Genomic DNA, 17391 nt, shown 5'->3' with positions numbered 1-17391 from the left:
CGGTCCTCGCGGGTGCCTCCCCGGAACGACTGACGCCAGGGCGTGAACCGACGCTCGTGGGCAGGGATGGGCAGGGCCGCTGGGCTCGGACCAGGCATCGGGACCTCCTCCATCGTGACGTGCCCTGTAAGTCGGAACACTGCCGCGCTATTCCGAGTTAGTCCACTCTATTCCGGAATACTGCCGGTCTGTTCCGAGATGCGAGGGGTCACCGATCCGCGCGATCTCGGACGTTGCCGTGCACGTAGGCGTCGATCTGCGCTTGCGCGGTCTCGAGCTGCCCGTCGACGCAGCCGGCGTAGACGTCCAGGAGGACGCGGGTGCTGTGCCCCGCCCGGCTGGCCACCTGGGCGGGTGCGACGCCGGCGTTGAGCCAGGTGGTGAGGCAGGCGTGGCGGAGGTCGTAGGGGCGGCGAGCTAGCGGGGAGGCGCACTGCTGCTCGGTGAACGTCGCCTCGCGGGCGGTCTTCCACGCCAGCGACAGGGTCGACTCCGAGACGAGGGTCTTGTACGGCTTGGGCAGCGGGACGCCGGAGCGTCCGGTGCGGGCGGCGAAGAGGTGGCCGTCGACGTCGCACTCGAACCGGTCGAGGTGGCGGTTCAGCGGCTCGACGAGGCGTGGGTCCGCGGGTACGACCCGGTAGTCGCCGGGTGCACGGTGCTTGAGCTGACGGGTCTCGACGCCGGTGCCGTCATTGGTCCAGGACTTGCCGGGGCGCTGCTGGGTGCGGCTGAGGGTCAGCTCGCCCCAGCCAGTGGTGGGGAGGGTCAGGTCGCCGCGTTGGAGGGTGCGGGCCTCGGCGGGGCGCAGGCCCGCGTAGAGCAGGAGGCCGAAGTAGGCGGCGAGGTGCGGGGACCGTTCGGCGACGGCGCTGATGAGCGTGGCTCCCTGTGCCTGGCTCACGACGACCCGGGGATCGATGCGGGTGACACCGGAGTAGGAGCGGTTCTTGATGCCGTGGAGCGGGTTGGTCGACAGCACCTGCGCCTCGACGGCGAACTCGAGCAGGTTGTGCAGGGTGGCTCGCCGCCGGCGCACGGTGGACGCGGCACAGGGCCGGCCGTCGATGCGGGTGCCGAGGGTGGTGAGCACCTGGCGCAGGACGAGCGGGTCGGCGATGCGGGTGGCTGGGACGTCGCCGGCGCGGAGCGCTGCCAGAGCGGTCGGGTCGTAGGCGGCTGCGGTGGCGCCTCGGGCGCAGATCCCGTAGCTGACGGCCGAGGTCAGGTCCGTGCGCGTGTGACGCCCGAGTCGGCTGGCGTCACCCAGGACGCCGAGCGTCGCCAGCGAGAGGGCCTCGGCGATGCCCTTGCGGTGGCGTGGTGAGGCGAAACCCCACTTGGCCTGGCAGTACGTCTCGACCAGTCCGAGCCAGGTCATGGTGCGGGCGGGGCTCGCGGCTCGCACGGTCGACATCGGGAGCCCGCGGGTGAGGTCGAACGCCTCGCCGGCGCGCACGGCTGCGAGCAGCTGACCGCGGAAGACGTCGGCCTGCTTCTTGGTGGGGAAGGTGGTGCCGTGCCGTCGGCCTTCGACGGCCCACCGGACGCGGTAGCTGGTGCCACGGCGCCCCTCGTACTTCTCCAGGTCCCAGACCCGGACCCTCAGGGATGAGTCGGTGTCGTCGTGCATGGTCGGCCTCTCGTCGGGGATGTGCCCACGACCGTGGCCCCGTTGCAGATCGCCCGCTCCGAGGCGGACTTCTGCTGTGGAGAGGGGCGCGTTCTCCACAGGTCAGGGCCGTGGTGAGACCTGTGGTGAGGGCTCACCACCACGCTCGAGCCATGACGGACGAACCTCCGGCACCCGCGGGGGCCGGCGCCTGCCCGCGGTGCGGTGACCTGTTGCCGCGCTCGGACCGTGGACGGCCTCGTGTCTGGTGCTCGCAGCGGTGTCGGCGGGCGGCCTACGAGGAGCGCCGCGCCGCTGCTGCAGGTGCGATCGCGGTGGAGGTGCGGCAGGTGGCCGCGAGCCATGCCCTGGAGCAGTGCGTCGCCTCGGTCGCCTCGTCACCGGCTGCCGTGCGGCGCCTGCTCGACGCGCTGACCGAGCAGGCGAGCGCCGTCGCCGACGAACCACGGTGGGAGCCGACCTTGCGGGCGCTGGAGCGATTCGTGCGCGAGCTGAACCAGGGGAGCGCGCCAGCCCGGTACCGCGGGCGCCGCTGATATCTCGGATGCCCCGACGAGGGGCTACTGCCACAGTGGCGGCGTGGCCGTCGACGAGCAAGCTGCCATCAGCGTCCTGCGGGCTGCCGGCCTGACCTCCGTCGGCGTCCTGGGTCGGGGCGTGGAGGGCGTCGTCCTCGACCTGGGCGACGGCACCGCGGCCAAGGTCTGGTCGAGCCGCTCCCGCACGGACCTCGACCTGCTGCGGACGTTCTACGAGGGCATCGAGGCAGGACGTCCCGCCGGCTCATCGGTGATGCTGCCGCTCATCGTGGACGTGCTGGAGGTGGACGGGCACCTGGTCTCCATCGAGCGTCGCCTCGCCGGCGAGCCGGGCTGGCAGGCCGATGGGTCGTCGCCGGACCTGTCGATCGCCGACATCGACGTCATGACCGAGGCCCTCGCTGCGCTGGCCGCGATCCCGGCGAGGGCGTCACTTCTCGCGCTCCCGATGCTGCCGGGCGAACCGGCCTTCGGTCCTGGCGGCCCGTTCGAGACGCAGCTCGCCGAGTTGGTGGCTCGCAGGGTGACGCGGTTCGAGTCGGCGCTGGCTGGGGCGCATCCGCGGGTGGCGGACACCGCGGCGAGCACGATCGCTGCGCTCGGCTTGCTGGAGCCGGCGCCTCCGACGTTGGTGCACGGCGATCTGATCGCGGCCAACGTCCTGCGGACGGGAGGCCGCGCCACTGCCGTCCTCGACTTCGGCTTTCTCAGTACCGCCGGCGACCCGGCCTTCGACGCTGCGATCGCCGCCAGCGTCTACGACATGTGGGGCCCTCGCGCACGGGACGTGGAGAGGACCCTGGACGACACCTGGTGCGCGGCCTTCGGCCATGCCCGCGACCGGCTGCTCGTCTATCGAGCGGCCTACGCGCTCGTCACCGCGTGCTGCTTCGGGGAGGAAGCCTCGGACGGCCACTTCGGCTGGTGCATCGCGATGCTCGATCGACCAGACGTGCAGGACGCCATTCGAGGCTGAATCACTCGACTCCCTTGGCCGTCAGGCCTACGACCTACTCCGAAGGGGCGCACGGGGCGGGGATCACCGAAGTGGGATCACGCAGGTCGCGCAGCGCTGAGATTTCGTACGGACGCTTCACCATCCCTGGGATGCACTAGGTGTGTGGGTCTAGCCTCGGTGTGCGATGGCTTGGCTTGGCAGGTGTGTCGGTTGAGCCCTGGTGGGCGTGGGAGTCCGGTGGCATGAGTTGTCCGAGCCTGCCGCTGGCCCATGCCGTTGAGGAGGGCCAGGGGCGGTTGCCGCCACGTCAGAGTGACACCGGTTCGTGCAGCAGGCCCAACCGAGCTGCGATCGTGCGGCTGGTCTGAGCCGTCCTGACGGAGCAGACCGACGAATGGGCCGAAGGTCGCCGCTACCTCGGGCTCTACGTCCTGGCCTGCTGCAGGATCACCGTCGTGCTCGACATCAACCAACTCCCCACCCTGACCGCCTGACCCACCCGAGAAGGAGAACGCAGCGCTACACCACTCGAAGGCACTTGACCGCCGCGACTGGATCGATCACTTTCGTGAACGACCCGAAGGTGGCATGGGCACCGGGAACGACTCCCGACGACCCCGCCGTGCCCCTTGTCGTGGGGACCGGCCTCTGAGGCTGGGTTCGTCAACTTCTCCCATTCGATGAAGTCGACAGACGGACCAGATTCGCTGGCCGACGGTACATGTACGGTCGGCCAGCGAACCACTACGCCAACTTCATGCGGCCCGTCATCGCCGCCAAACACGGCGAAGGTTGTCGAAGACCGCGAGTTTGATAACAACGAAGGCGAAGATCGCCCACATCGAAATCATTGCAACGGTCACGAGGTGCTCGCCGGGGTTAACAATCATGAGTGTGCTGGCGCTCACAGCCAACACGATGAGCCATCCCCATCGAGCCAGTTGTCGTCGCATGAAATCTCCCTATTACCGCGTCGAGCACGACCAGTATGAACCGAACCAGTGATAGTCGAGGGTGATTCCCTTCGCGTTGCGGTCGCAGTAGTTGAGCATCGCGGTTCCAAACCCAATTACCCCCGCGACAACGCCATATCCGATGCCACATGGGATTGCTCCGGCAATGGTACCTCCGCACAGCAAAGCAACGACGCCAGATGCCGCCGACGCGCCCGACATCGCCAGGATCAGTTTCTGTGTCCGGGTGTGCGACAGTGTCCAACGCACGCCCCACCAATGGAAGGTCGGATCGGCCACAATTCCGTATGTCCATGAGCCAGAGTGGTGCTCAACCACTTGGGTAAGGGTCGTTCCATTGACCTCGTAGTGGGTGGGGACCGGCTGCCCATTGGCGTCCACGGCCCACGGCGAGGCTGCTTCTGCAATGAGGTTGCCGTCTAGATCCAAGGCAGCCACGCTGCCGTCACTGTTGAGCCGAAGTGACGCAACGTCTCCGCCTACTTCAAAGTTGTAAGCCTCGGGAGCGTCGACGGAGTCAATCGTGATCGCGGCCCGGAGGCCATCTTCGGTCGGCTGGAGCGCAACCATAGAGTCATCGGTCGCACCTGAGTAGACAGCGGTAATCCCGTCGTTGCCCACCGTGCCGACGCTGCTCGTCTCGACAGTCACGGCGAGCGGCCCATTGGACGTAATCGCCTCCGCGGTAGCAGAACTCCCGCTGATGCTGACATCTGGGTTCTCCGCCGCAGGTTCTGAGTCCGCCGCCACCAGGGCTGTCGCCAGCTGACCAACCGTCAGGTCTGCCTGTGTCTGAGTCACGCTCCCGGGCGAGGTTGGGTCGCTATCAGTTGATGGGTCGTCAGCCGTGGCTGAACCAATCCCGGCCAACATGCAGACGGTTGCCGCTGTAAAAGTTGCGATGACGCGCCGAAGGTTGCTGTGGTCAACGCCCCGCATTTGCGTTCCCTTTCTGGGTTGATGGGGCGCCAAGCGAGCTGCTGGCGCCCATGCTTAGGTGCCCACGCGGATGGGCACCGGTTGATTAGAGCATCCGCATGGACAATCATTTCGGGAACAAGTTGAGTCCCGGATAGTGGTTTAGTCCGGTCGTTGAATCGCATGTAAGTCTTCGTCGCGGCTGGCCTGGGGCTGGCTGGCAGGGTTAGCGCCGGTCACCCGGTGCGCGCTGTGACTCCTGAATCGCCTGACCCCTCGGGGGTGTCATGCCCGGGATCTGTCCAGCGGGCACAGGGTGCCGGCGCCGACCCTGGCCCACAACGATGGCTTGATCAGAAGCATGTCCACCACCGGGATTGCCGTCCTAGTGGTGTGGCTCATTACAGGCCTGCCTCGTCGTGACTTCTCACCCGGGCTGACGCCGGCAACGACGTCCAACCCGATCAGTGAGGAGAACATCGCATGCCCAGTCTGCCTGCCACCGTGGCCGAGACCTACCGCTTCGTCGTCGGGGTCGACACGCACGCCGCGACCCACAGCTACGCCATCGTCGATGACCGTGGCGCTCTGCTGGACCAAGCAACCTTCCCGACCACTCCAGCTGGCCTGCGTCGTGCCCGGGACTGGATCAGTCGCCGCACTGAGAGCGACCTTGACTCGGTCCTGGTCGCCGCCGAAGGCACCGGCTCCTACGGCGCAGTCCTCAGTGACGTGCTGGCCGAGGCGGGCTACCGCGTGGTCGAAGCTCCGACCCCGCGACGTGAGAGGGGGCGCGGGAAAACCGATGCTCTGGACGCTGCTCTCGCTGCCCGCGCCACCTTGGTGATGCCGTTGGCCAGGCTGCGGGACCGTCGGGCCGGCCAAACGCACACCGCGCTGCGGGTCCTCACCGTCGCTCGAGAGCACCTCAACATCGAGCGGACCCGGTGCATCAACGCACTGACCTCGCTGCTGCGCAGCCACGATCTGGGCAGCGATGCCCGCAAGTCCCTCACCGCCCAGCAGATCACCGCGATCGCTGGCTGGCGACGCCGCGAGGAGGCGTTGGGAACCTCGACCGCGCGCGCAGAGGCCGTTCGCTTGGCCAAACGCGTGCTGGTGCTTGATGAGGAGTTGACCGAGAACCGTGTGCGGCTCACCGAGATCGTCACCGTCGAGGCACCCGACCTCCTCGAACTACACGGCGTGGGCGCCGTCACCGCAGCCATCGTGCTGACCGTGTGGTCGCACCCCGGGCGCATCCGCAGCGAAGCGGCTTTCGCCGCGATCGCCGGCACTGCGCCCATCCCGGCCTCCTTCCGGGAACACCGTGCGTCACCGCCTCAACCGCGGGGGCGACCGCCAACTGAACCGAGCGATGAACACCATCGTGCTGACCCGTATGCGCACCGACCCAGCAACCCGGGCCTACATCGACCGCCGCCTGGCCGAAGGCAAGACGACCAAGGAGATCCGGCGCTGCCTCAAGCCCTAGGTCACCGGGCAGATCTTCCGCACCCTGACTGACGCCCATCAGCGAACCGACGCACTTCTCGCGGCGGCTTGACGCGACAGAGAAGCATCTGGGTTACGTTCCGCTTGATCAGTCAGGATGGGAACGATGGCCAGGTACACGAACGAGATGCCTGAGCGGGCAGTGCGGATGGTCGTCGAGACCCGCTCCGAGCACCCGCACGAGACTGCTGCGTTGCGGCACGTCGCGGGGCTGCTGGGGATGAACACCGAGACCCTGCGGCTGTGGGTCCACCGTGCCGAGGTCGACGCCGGTTCCCGGCCGGGAACCACGACCGATGACGCCGAGGAGATCAAGCGCCTCAAGCGCGAGAATGCCGAGCTCCGCAGGGCGAACGAGATCTTGAAGTCCGCATCAGTGTTTTTCGCCAAGGAACTCGACCGCCCCACGACGAAGTGATCCGGTACATCGACGAGCACAAGGATCAGTTCGGGGTCGAGGCCATCTGCCGGGTGCTGGGCCCGGCAGTTCGTGGGTTCATCACCTCCCGGGGCTACAGGGCCGCCAAGGCCAGGCCACCCTCGGCGCGGGCGCATAAGGACGAGTTGCTGGTGCCCCAGATCGCTCGCCTGCACGGCGAGAACTACGGCGTCTACGGCGTGCGGAAGATGCACGCGCTGATGCGTCGGCAGGGCTGGGACATCGGTCGCGATCAGACCGCGAGGTTGATGAAGATCGCCGACGTTCGCGGCGTGAAGCGGTCGAAGAAGGTGTTCACCACCAAGCCTGATCCGGCGGCCGTCAAGCCGGCCGACCTGGTCCAACGCCGCTTCCAGGCGCCCGCGCCGCGGCGCCTGTGGGTCGCGGACATCACCTACGTCGCTACCTGGTCAGGGTTCGCGTTCGTCGCGTTCGTGACCGACGTCTACTCCCGCCGGATCGTGGGGTGGAACGTCGCCGCGACGTTGAGGGCCGACATCCTCCCGCTACAGGCCCTCGACATGGCCGCCTGGGACGCCAGACGCGAGGGCGCCGCCGACCTCACCGGGCTGGTCCACCACGCCGACCACGGCTCGAACTACCTCTCGATCGTCTACACCGACCGGATCGGGGAACTCGGGGCGAAGCCGTCGACCGGCACCGTCGGTGACTCCTTCGACAATGCCCTCGCCGAAGCGGTCAACGGGCTCTACAAGACCGAGCCCATCAGAAGTCGAGGTCCCTGGCGCACGATCAAGCAGGTTGAGCTCGCGACGCTCGAGTACGTGTGGTGGTGGAACCACCAGCGCCTCCACGGAGAGCTCGACCTGCGCACCCCGCTCGAGGTCGAGGCGGCGTACTACGCTGCCCATGAATCAGCCCAGCCGGCACTCGCCGGCCAAGGGAATCGCTAGGCACGAAACCCAGTGCGATTCAGACGAGGGCGTCGATGAAGTTGGTGACATGGGCGAGGTCCTCGGTGTTCAACTGTGAGACCGCGCTGGTGCGGTCGCCGAGGGCGGGGGCTGCTGCCCCCATGGGTGACATGGCTTGGCGTGCCGCCTGGGGTCGATCGCCATGCCCACGGCTGTCGTGCCCTATCCGTGCCCCGCGGCTTGGAGATCCGGGCGTTCGTACTGGTGCCTGGTGGGGGAGTCGGGGTCTGTAAATCCGTCGCGAAAGCTTCCCAGGTTCGAATCCTGGATCTGCCACCAGCAGGAAAAAGAGCCCCTGGCCAGCGGAAACGCCGGTCAGGGGCTCTTTCGCCGTGTCCGGCCGTGCCTGACAGTGACCGGCTGTGTGCGGCGATCTGTGTCAAATACGTGTCAAAGTTTGGCGCGGTTCGGGCGGCCCGGTCGGCGCCACGAGCCCGTCTGCTCGGGGTGGCGGAGGTGGCCGTTGGCGACACGCGACTGTGCGGGCAGCTGTGGTGGCAGCAAGCAGGACGGCGACGCGGTGGTCGGGCCGGACGCTGATCGGCTGGCGCAACGGGCCTGGCGGCTCTGCATGCCGCGAAGTGCCCATGTGTGACACGCAGCCCTGCACAATGTCCTTCAAGTGCCCCTAGAGTGACATTGTGGACCTCGACATGTTCCTCAACGTGGCCCCGGGGCAACTTGTCCCGATTGGCGGCGTAGACCCTGTGCTCGGTGAGTGGGAGCACCGCGCCTTCGTGCCGGACGCACTGTCCGACGACGGCCCGGCCCTGAGCCAGGCGACGTTCATGGTCGTCGCTGAGGCGAGAGCGGCGCTGGCGGCGCTGGACAGCACGTCGCGGCAGCTGCCGAATCCGACCCTGTTGAGGATGCCCACGCTGACCCGCGAGGCGCAGAGCACGTCCGCGCTCGAGGGCACGTACGCGCCTCTGGCGCAGGTGCTGGTCGCTGACGACGAGGAGCCGGCCACGGCTGAGCTGGTCGAGATTCTCAACTACGTGCGCGCGGCCAACTACGCCTTCGCCTGGACCGGTGACGGGAGGCCGCTAACAGTCTCCTCCCTCAGCGATCTCCAGGGGCTGCTGATGAAGGGCACGCCCCTGGAGGCAGTGTCGGGGCGACTCCGTGATGCGCAGGTCGTCATCGGACGTCGATCGGACGTCGACCCACGCGGCTTTCCGGCTCACAACGCTCGATTCGTGCCCGCGCCCCCGGGTGACGAGCTCGACCTGGGAGTCGCCTCGTTGGTCGACTGGCTGCGGCGGGACCATCGGCGTCGGATAGATCCGGTGGTTGCCGCCGCCATGTCGCACTACCAGTTCGAGACCCTGCACCCCTTCCACGACGGCAACGGGCGAGTGGGGCGGCTCCTCATCGTCCTGCACCTGGTGACGTCCGGGGTGCTCGGTGAGCCGACGCTCACGGTGTCCCCGTGGTTCGAGGCGCGACGCTCTGAGTACTACGACAGGCTGCTGGCCGTCAGCGCCGCGGCTGACTGGGACGGGTACGTGCGGTTCTTCGCCGAGGGGCTGTGCCAAGCCGCGCGGGGCACTCTCGCCGAGATGCGCGCGCTGGTGGGGGTGCAGGCCGACCTGCACGAGGCGGTGCGGGCGTCGTCGCTCCGCGCTGACAGTGCCCATGCTCTCGTTGATCTCGCGGTGGCGAACCCCAGCTTCACCGTCCGACGGGTGGAGGCTGATCTGGGACTGTCCTACGGGCGGGCGAACAGGTTGGTCAGTCAGCTCTGCGACCTGGGTGTTCTCGACGTTGTCGACGCCAGTGCGTACAAGCGACGCTTCTTCGCGCCTCGCGTGCTTGAGGCGTTGACTGCGGGACCGGTGCGCTGAGGACGGGTCCGGGGTAGGGCGGCGCCGTGCCGGGCTGCCGCCCCTGCTCCGCGCGCGCCGTTTGTGGGGCCGTGGGCGTCCCGGTCCATGCCAGCCGCTCGCTCGGTATTCCGACTTGGCCGCCGTAAGTCGGAATAGCGGGTCGTTGTTCCGAGATACGTGGGGCTCGCTGGCCGCCGCGACGTCAGTCGCTGCTGTGGAAGTAGGCGTCGATCTGTGCCTGGGCGGTCTGTCGCTGGCCGTCCATGCACCCGGGGCGTAGTCGTCGAGGAGGACGCGGGTGCTGTGGCCGGCCCAGCTCGCGACCTGGGCCGGGGGGACGCCGGCGTTGAGCCAGGTGGTGAGGCAGGCGTGGCGGAGGTCGTAGGGGCGACGGGCGAGTGGTGAGGTCTGTTGCTGCTCGGTGAGGGCTGCCTCGCGGGCGCGCTGCCAGGCGAGACCGAGCGTCGCGAAAGCTTCCCAGGTTCGAATCCTGGATCTGCCACCAGCAGGACAAAGAGCCCCTGACCAACGGAAACGCCGGTCAGGGGCTCTTCCGTCGTGTCCGGCTGATTCCGGGAGTGTCGGGGTCTGCCCGCTGGGCCGCTCGGCCCTCGTGCGCGCGGAACGGGGTGGATGCGGTGTATCGGGTGCACCGCATCCACCCCGTTGTCGCACTCCAGGGTCGCCTGAGCGGAGTCCGCACGCTGCGCTCCCGGGCGGGACGCGGGAAGGGGGGCGTCACCACACTTGCGCTGCGGTCACAGGGGATGCGACAGTGTGACCCGCATCATCGAATCGGTTCGACCGGGAGGTCCGGATGGTCACGATCAGTGACGTCGCCAAGCGCGCAGGCGTGTCGCGCTCCACGGTCTCCTACGTCTTCTCCGGCCGCCGGACCATCTCGCCCGAGGTGAGGGAGCGCGTCGCGGACGCTGCCCGCGAGCTCGGCTACACCGCCAACGCCGGGGCGCGTGCGCTCAGGACCTCCCAGACGCGGGTCATCGGCCTCCTCGCCCAGTTCCTCGAGGACGAGTTCGCCCCGGCCATGCTCCAGTACATCCAGGGCGTCACGGACACCGCCCGGACGCTGGGGTACGACGTCCTCCTCGTGACCGACCCGGACGGGCCCGCGGCCCTGCGGCGCGTCACGGACTCCCGCATGGTCGACGGGGTGGTGCTCCTCAACGTCGCGGAGGACGACCCCCGCCTTCCCCTCCTGCGCAGCGCGGACCAGCCCGGCGCCCTCATCGGCCTGCCGAACGACGGGGCCGGCGTGGACGTGTTCGACCTCGACTTCCCCGAGGCCGGCCGACTCATGGTCGAGCAGATGGCGGCGGCCGGTCACGAGGAGATGCTGCTGATCTCGCAACCCCACCACGTCGTCGAACGAGGCGGCGCCTACGTGTGGCGGCTGCGCGACGGGTGCATGGAACGTGCCGAGCAGCTCGGGGTGCGCGTGCACCACGCCTTCGCCCCCTCCCAGGCGCCCGAGATCGGCGAGTTCCTCGGCGAGCTCCTCGACCAGCACCCCGCGGTGACCGGCCTCCTGCTCAACAACGAGGCCGCCGCGACCGCCCTGCCCGGCGTCCTCCACCAGCGTGGCCTCAGCGCCCCCGGGGACCTCTCGGTCATCGGCCGCTACTCCGAGGAGTTCGCCCGCGTCTTCTCCCTGCCCTTCAGCTCGGTCGAGAGCGCCCCCGACTTCCTGGGGCGCCTCGCCGTCCAGCACCTCGTCCGGCGCATCGAGGGGCCTGGCGACCACGAATCCGCCTACACCACCCGCCTGGTCGCGCCGGTGTTCCGCGACCGCGGCAGCGTCGGCCCCGCCGGGGCCCGCTGACCCCCGCAGACCCCCGCAGCCCCCCGCAGCCCCCCGCAGCCCCCCCCGCTGGCCCCCCTGCTGACCCCCCCGCGCCTCCCCGTGCCCTGACGCCCGCCTGTCGTGGCGTCCGGGGCACCGCGTCCCGAGAAGAGAGCAGCCCATGACCTACGTCGACGAACCCGGAGCGCACGCGGTCCGCGCCACGACCTCCGCGCCCGGGCCCGAGCTCAGGCCGGCCCACGCCCCGCCCGGTGCGGTCCCCGTCGTCCCGCGGGCAGGACGACTCGCGCCGCTGCCCCTGGACTCCCTGGTGCTCGACGGCGGGATGTGGGGCCGCTACCAGGCCGTCAACACCGACCGCACCTTCGACCACGTCCTGCACTGGCTCGACCACGAGGGCTGGCTGGCGAACTTCGACCGCGTGGCAGCCGGCGAGCCGATGGGCGACCGGCCCGGCTGGGTCTTCTCCGACTCCGAGGTCTACAAGCTCACCGAGGCAATGGCCTGGGAGTGCGCCCGCACCGGCGACGAGGCCCTGCGCGTCCGGCTCGAGGCGCTCGCGGTCCGGGTGGCGGCGGCGCAGGACCCCGACGGCTACCTCAACACTGCCTTCGGCCACGAGGGTCAGGCAGGACGCTGGAGCGACCTGGCGGAGGGGCACGAGCTCTACGTGGCCGGCCACCTCCTCCAGGCCGCGGTCGCGCACGTGCGGTGCCTCGGGGACGGCACCCTGGTGCGCACCGCGGTCCGGGTCGCGGACCAGCTCTGCGAGGAGTTCGCCGACGGTGCCCGGGAGTCCATCTGCGGCCACCCCGAGATCGAGGTGGGGCTGGCAGAGCTCGGCCGGGCCCTCGACGAGCCGCGCTACCTCGACATGGCGCGCACGTTCCTCGACCGCCGCGGCCACGGCACGCTGGGGGAGGGGAGCTTCGGGCGGGCCTACTTCCAGGACGACGTGCCGGTGAGGTCGGCCGAGGTGCTGCGCGGCCACGCCGTCCGGGCGCTCTACCTCTCGGCCGCGGCGATCGACGTGGCCGTCGACCGGTCCGACGCCGAGCTCCTCGCCGCCGTCCAGCGGCAGTACGACCGGACCGTCGCGCGCCGGACCTACATCACCGGCGGCATGGGCTCGCGGCACCAGGACGAGGGCTTCGGCGAGGACTGGGAGCTCCCGAACGACCGAGCCTACTGCGAGACCTGCGCGGGGATCGCCTCGATCATGGTCGCCTGGCGCCTCCTGCTGGCGACGGGGGAGGTCCGGTACGCCGACCTGATCGAGCGCACGCTGTACAACGTGGTGGCGGTCTCGCCGTCCGACTCCGGCGACGCCTTCTTCTACGCGAACCCGCTCCACCAGCGGGTGGAGGGGGACCCGGTGGACCCGACCCGGGCCAACCCCCGGGCCGAGAGCTCCGACCGCGCCCCCTGGTTCGAGGTCTCCTGCTGCCCCACCAACCTCGCCCGCACCTTCTCCTCCCTGAGCGCGTACTTCGCCACCACGGACGAGCGGGGCGTGCAGCTGCACCAGTACGGCGACTACGCGTTGCGGACGCCGCGACCAGGTGGCCCGCTGGCGCTCCGCGTCCACTCCGACTACCCGGACGGCGGCAGCGTCGTCGTGGTCGTCGAGGAGGCCCCCGAGGGGCCGTGCGAGCTGCGGCTGCGCGTCCCGGAGTGGTGCGAGGGCGCGACGCTCCGCGTGCGTGACGGCGTACCCGAGGACGTGGCTCCGGGCTGGGTCACCGCGACGGGCCCCTGGAGGCCCGGGGACCGCGTGGAGCTGCGGCTGCCCCTGCGGCCCCGCGTGATCGACCCGGACCCCCGCATCGACTCGGTGCGCGGGTGCCTGGCCGTCGAGCAGGGCCCCGACGTCCTGTGCCTGGAGGGGATCGACCTGCCACCGGGCTGGTCCCTCGACGACGTGGCCGTCGACGACCCGTCCCCCGGGCTGCGTGAGGGGCTGCCCGTGCGGGTGTCGCTCCGCCCGCGACCCGGCCCCGAGGGAGGCCGGCCCTATCGGCCCCGGTCGGGCGGGTCGTCAGCTCCGGCCACGGCCGGCGAGGGGGGGCGCCGAGCACGACGTCGAGCAGGACGTCGAGCAGGAAGTCGAGCAGGACGCCGCGCCGCGCGTCACCGTCGCGCTGCGGCCCTACCGCGGCTGGGGCAGGCGCGGGCGCACCACCATGCGCATCTGGCTCCCCACGACCTGAGGCGACGGCAAGACCGTCGGCTCCATCGCCGCAGGTCAGAACCCGTCTTGGGGAAATTCTCAGCAACTGCTTGCTGCCGAATGTGATCGCCGTTACATTGAGCGAACCGATTCGACGAATCGGTTCGACACACAATCGAATCGGTTCGATCCACGGCGAGTGAGCAGGAGGCGGCGACCCCGCCGGCCCCACCCGACAGGCCGACGGGCGACCGGCGACAGGCACGACCGCGGGGCACTCGGGTCCCCGTCGCAGCACCCACCAGGCGCCCCGTCCAGCAGGACGGCACCAGACAGGAACACCGGCCTCCTGCCGGTCCCACGAGGAGGAACCATGATCACCAAGAGCATCCGTCGAACAGGTCTCGCCGCGACCGCCGTCCTGGCGATCGTCAGCCTCGCCGCCTGCGGCAGCGACAGCAACGGGTCGGCCGCCGGCGACGGCGAGCCCCTGACCACCGTGACCTTCTGGGACCCCTACCCCCAGTACGACGACAGCTCGGACTGGGCGAAGTACGTCGAGTCCTGCGCCCCGGAGGGCACCACGCTCGAGCGCACCGCCACGCCCAACGGCGACATCCTCAACAGCCTCACCAGCGCTGTCCGCGAGGACAACGCCCCGGACGTCGTCCTCCTCGACAACCCGGCGGTCCCGGACGCGGCCGTGTCCGGGCTCCTGGCCTCCTCGGACGACGTCGACCTGGACATCGGTGACGCCGACGAGAACCTCGCCGGCCCCGGCCTCATCGACGGCAAGACCTACGGCGTCCCGATCGGCGCCAACACCCTCGGCCTCTACTACAACGCCGACGTCCTGAAGTCCGCCGGCGTCGACCCGGCCTCCATCACCGACTGGGCCAGCCTCGACGACGCCCTCGCCGCGGTCACCGCCGACGGGAGCTCGGGCATCACCTTCGCCGGCATCGCCGGCGAGGAGGGGACGTTCCAGTTCCTGCCCTGGTTCTGGGGCGCGGGCGCCTCCCTCACCGACCCGGGCTCGCCCGAGGCCGTGGAGGCCGGGCAGCTCCTCTCGGACTGGATCGGCGAGGGCTACGCCCCCAAGTCGGCCATCACCGACAACCAGTCCGCCTCCTGGGACCTGTTCCTGACCGGCGACTACGGCTTCGCCGTCAACGGCTCCTGGTTCGCGAAGGCCGCGACGGAGCAGGACTTCGAGGCCGTCATGATGCCGATCCCCGCCAAGGACGGCGGCGCCGCGCCGGTCCCCACCGGCGGTGAGTTCGCGGTCGCGCCGACCCACCAGAGCAACGCCCAGGCCCACTACGACGCCGCCAACGAGGTGATCGACTGCCTCGTCGGCAACGGCAACCAGGTCACGACCGACGACCAGCTCGGGTACTTCGCGGCCAACGCCGAGGAGCGGCAGACCCAGATCGACGCCGACGCCATCTGGACCCCCTGGGCCGACGCCATCACCAACGCCCAGGGCCGCACCAGCGACCTCGGCGCCGACTACACGGGCACCTCGGGAGCGCTCTCCGCGGCCGAGCAGGCGTCCCTGAACGCCGCCGGCGACGAGGACGCCGTCTCGCAGGCCTTCGCGGAGGCCGCTTCGTCCGTCAGCCAGTGATCGACCCTCACGCCGGTCCGGCAGGCGCCACCGCCGCCGGGCCGGCGCGAGGACCCCGCACGATCGAGCGGCCGCGAAGGTCGAGTACCAGGAGAGGGTGACCAGCCATGGTCCACCAGACCGAGGACATCCAGGACGTGCAGGACGTGGTCCGGCGCCCACCGGCGGCCGACGTCCGCGCGGACGAGTCCGCGACCGACGACGCGACGGCCGAGCGACGCGGGCGCCCGCGGATCTCCCGCTCCACGCTGGCGGGGCTCGGCTTCGTCGCCCCGCTGGCGGTCTACATGGTCCTCTTCTACGTCTACCCGCTCGTCGAGAACGTCTCGATGAGCCTGCACCGCTTCACCAGGGCCACCTACGTGACCGGCGAGGCGCCCTTCGTGGGGACCGACATCTACCGCGAGGTCGTCGGCTTCGACGCGTTCTGGCCCACTATCGGCCAGACGGCCGTCTTCGTCGTCGTCTCGCTGGCCTTCCAGTACACGATCGGCCTGGCCCTGGCCGTGTTCTTCCAGCGCAGCTTCCCGCTGTCCGGGGTGCTGCGCGGCCTGTTCCTGGTGCCGTGGCTGCTGCCGATCATCGTCTCGGGCACGACCTGGCAGTGGATGATGGACGCCGACTCGGGAGTCATCAACAGGCTGCTGGGGGTCGTCGGCGTCGACCCGGTCTGGTGGTTGAACGCCGACCACGCGCTGTGGGCCGTCATCATCGCCAACATCTGGCTCGGCATCCCGTTCAACCTGGTCATCCTCTACTCCGGGCTCCAGAACATCCCGACCGACCTCTACGAGGCCGCGGCCGTGGACGGCGCGGGCCCGTGGCGTCAGTTCTGGTCGATCACCTTCCCGCTGCTGCGGCCCGTCACGGCCATCACCCTGCTGCTGGGCTTCGTCTACACGCTCAAGGTCGTCGACATCATCTGGATCATGACGACCGGCTCCGGGTCCTCGCAGACCCTCGCCACCTGGGCCTACTCGATGGCCTTCGGCAAGGGCTCGTCGGCGATCATCCGCTACTCCGAGGCCTCGGCCGTCGGCACCGTCCTGCTCCTCGTCGCGGTCGCGATGGGGTTCGTCTACCTCGCTGTCCAGCGTCGTCAGGAGGCGTGAGCCATGGCCATGCAGGCCCTGCCGGGTTCCCCCGGCACCACGAGGAGCCAGGACGCCGCCCGCCGGCCGCGCCGGCCGGAGCGGTCCGCCGGCGGCCGCCCGCGGGGGCGCGAGGCGTGGAAGACGGTGCTCGGGCTCGTCCTGACCGCCCTCATGCTGTTCCCGCTGTACTGGATGCTGAACGTCTCGCTCACCGAGCGCAGCGCCATCCGCGAGGCCAGCCTCTACCCCCGGGCCTTCACCCTCGACAACTACCGGACCGTGCTCGGTGACCAGCTGCCCTACCTCGGGACCAGCATGGTCGTCGGGCTGGGCACCGTCGTCCTCACGCTGGTCATCGCGGCGCCCGCCGGCTACGCCCTGGGCAAGCTGCTGACCCGCGGGAGGCGCACCCTCAGCTTCCTGCTGATCGTGGCCCAGATGATCCCGGCCGTCGTGATGGCGCTCGGCTTCTACGCCGTCTACACCGACCTGGGCGTCCTGGACACCCTGCCCGGCCTGATCCTGGCCGACTCGACCATCGCCGTCCCGTTCGCGGTCATGCTCTTCTCGGCCTTCATGAGCGGCATCCCCCAGGAGCTCCTGGAGGCGGCCCAGATCGACGGCGCGTCCCACACCCGGACGTTCTTCACCGTCGTCCTGCCCCTCTCCCGCAACGCGGCGGTGACGGTCGGTCTGTTCGCGTTCCTGTGGGCGTGGTCGGACTTCCTGTTCACCTCGACCCTCAACCGGGGTGGCGGTGACCTGCGCCCGATCACGATGGGTCTCTACGACTACATCGGGTCCCAGAACCAGGAGTGGGGCCAGCTGATGGCGACCGCGGTGCTGGCCTCGGTCCCGACCGCCGTCCTCCTGGTCGTGGCCCAGCGGTTCGTCGCCGCCGGCCTCACCGCCGGCGCGGTCAAGGACTGACCCGC

12 protein-coding genes and 2 pseudogenes are annotated in these 17391 nt (G+C 69.8%); 11 read left to right on the top strand and 3 right to left on the bottom strand.

Translation table 11 applies throughout. The features are described 5' to 3' along the window. Positions 1-208: 208 nt before the first annotated feature. Positions 209-1633 (bottom strand): tyrosine-type recombinase/integrase, encoded by a 1425-nt coding sequence (locus E8D37_RS15755; RefSeq protein ID WP_136570768.1) that lies wholly within the window; start codon positions 1631-1633, stop codon positions 209-211. A 314-nt stretch (positions 1634-1947) separates the two neighbouring features. Here E8D37_RS15755 and E8D37_RS15750 point away from each other — a divergent pair, with 314 nt between their 5' ends. From E8D37_RS15750 to E8D37_RS15740, 3 genes and pseudogenes are all read left to right on the top strand, one after another. Next, on the top strand, positions 1948-2169 hold the full coding sequence (locus E8D37_RS15750; RefSeq protein ID WP_136570767.1) for a hypothetical protein: 222 nt from the start codon (positions 1948-1950) through the stop codon (positions 2167-2169). Between the two features lie 43 nt (positions 2170-2212). Beyond that, positions 2213-3148: a phosphotransferase gene (locus E8D37_RS15745; protein ID WP_136570766.1), complete on the top strand. Its 936-nt coding sequence runs from the start codon at positions 2213-2215 to the stop codon at positions 3146-3148. Between the two features lie 317 nt (positions 3149-3465). After that, a pseudogene (locus E8D37_RS15740) lies at positions 3466-3624 on the top strand (IS256 family transposase); the annotation flags it as partial. Between the two features lie 273 nt (positions 3625-3897). Here E8D37_RS15740 and E8D37_RS19925 read toward each other — a convergent pair. Next, a complete protein-coding gene (locus E8D37_RS19925; RefSeq protein WP_168929783.1) occupies positions 3898-4038 on the bottom strand; it encodes a hypothetical protein in 141 nt (46 codons plus the stop codon). 57 nt (positions 4039-4095) lie between these two features. Beyond that, positions 4096-4905, bottom strand: coding sequence for a hypothetical protein (locus tag E8D37_RS15735; RefSeq protein ID WP_136570765.1), 810 nt, complete (start codon positions 4903-4905; stop codon positions 4096-4098). A gap of 600 nt (positions 4906-5505) precedes the next feature. On the opposite strand from E8D37_RS15735, the pseudogene E8D37_RS15730 reads away from it, so the two are divergent. The 8 genes and pseudogenes from E8D37_RS15730 (at position 5506) to E8D37_RS15690 (ending at position 17386) form a co-directional block, all read left to right on the top strand. Further along, positions 5506-6589, top strand: a pseudogene (locus E8D37_RS15730) (IS110 family transposase). A gap of 45 nt (positions 6590-6634) precedes the next feature. Beyond that, positions 6635-7890, top strand: a protein-coding gene (locus E8D37_RS15725; RefSeq protein ID WP_136570764.1) for an IS3 family transposase whose coding sequence is annotated in 2 segments (ribosomal slippage) — positions 6635-6920 and positions 6920-7890 — 1257 coding nt in all. Because the reading frame shifts where the segments join, the coding sequence is not laid out codon by codon here. A 662-nt stretch (positions 7891-8552) separates the two neighbouring features. Further along, positions 8553-9758, top strand: coding sequence for a Fic/DOC family N-terminal domain-containing protein (locus E8D37_RS15720; protein WP_206055789.1), 1206 nt, complete (start codon positions 8553-8555; stop codon positions 9756-9758). A gap of 799 nt (positions 9759-10557) precedes the next feature. Then, positions 10558-11580, top strand: a complete 1023-nt coding sequence (locus E8D37_RS15710) for a LacI family DNA-binding transcriptional regulator (protein ID WP_136570763.1) — start codon at positions 10558-10560, stop codon at positions 11578-11580. Between the two features lie 142 nt (positions 11581-11722). Beyond that, positions 11723-13858 (top strand): beta-L-arabinofuranosidase domain-containing protein, encoded by a 2136-nt coding sequence (locus E8D37_RS15705; RefSeq protein ID WP_206055788.1) that lies wholly within the window; start codon positions 11723-11725, stop codon positions 13856-13858. A 247-nt stretch (positions 13859-14105) separates the two neighbouring features. Then, on the top strand, positions 14106-15362 hold the full coding sequence (locus tag E8D37_RS15700) for an extracellular solute-binding protein (protein WP_136570762.1): 1257 nt from the start codon (positions 14106-14108) through the stop codon (positions 15360-15362). A gap of 107 nt (positions 15363-15469) precedes the next feature. Beyond that, a complete protein-coding gene (locus E8D37_RS15695) occupies positions 15470-16474 on the top strand; it encodes a sugar ABC transporter permease (protein ID WP_136570761.1) in 1005 nt (334 codons plus the stop codon). Between the two features lie 3 nt (positions 16475-16477). Further along, a complete protein-coding gene (locus E8D37_RS15690; RefSeq protein WP_240770485.1) occupies positions 16478-17386 on the top strand; it encodes a carbohydrate ABC transporter permease in 909 nt (302 codons plus the stop codon). Positions 17387-17391 lie beyond the last annotated feature (5 nt).

This window comes from Nocardioides sp. GY 10127 (assembly GCF_004919085.1).
Lineage (GTDB): Bacteria > Actinomycetota > Actinomycetes > Propionibacteriales > Nocardioidaceae > Nocardioides.
The sequence above is the reverse complement of the archived record's forward strand: the minus strand, read 5'-3'. Positions and strand labels throughout refer to the sequence as shown.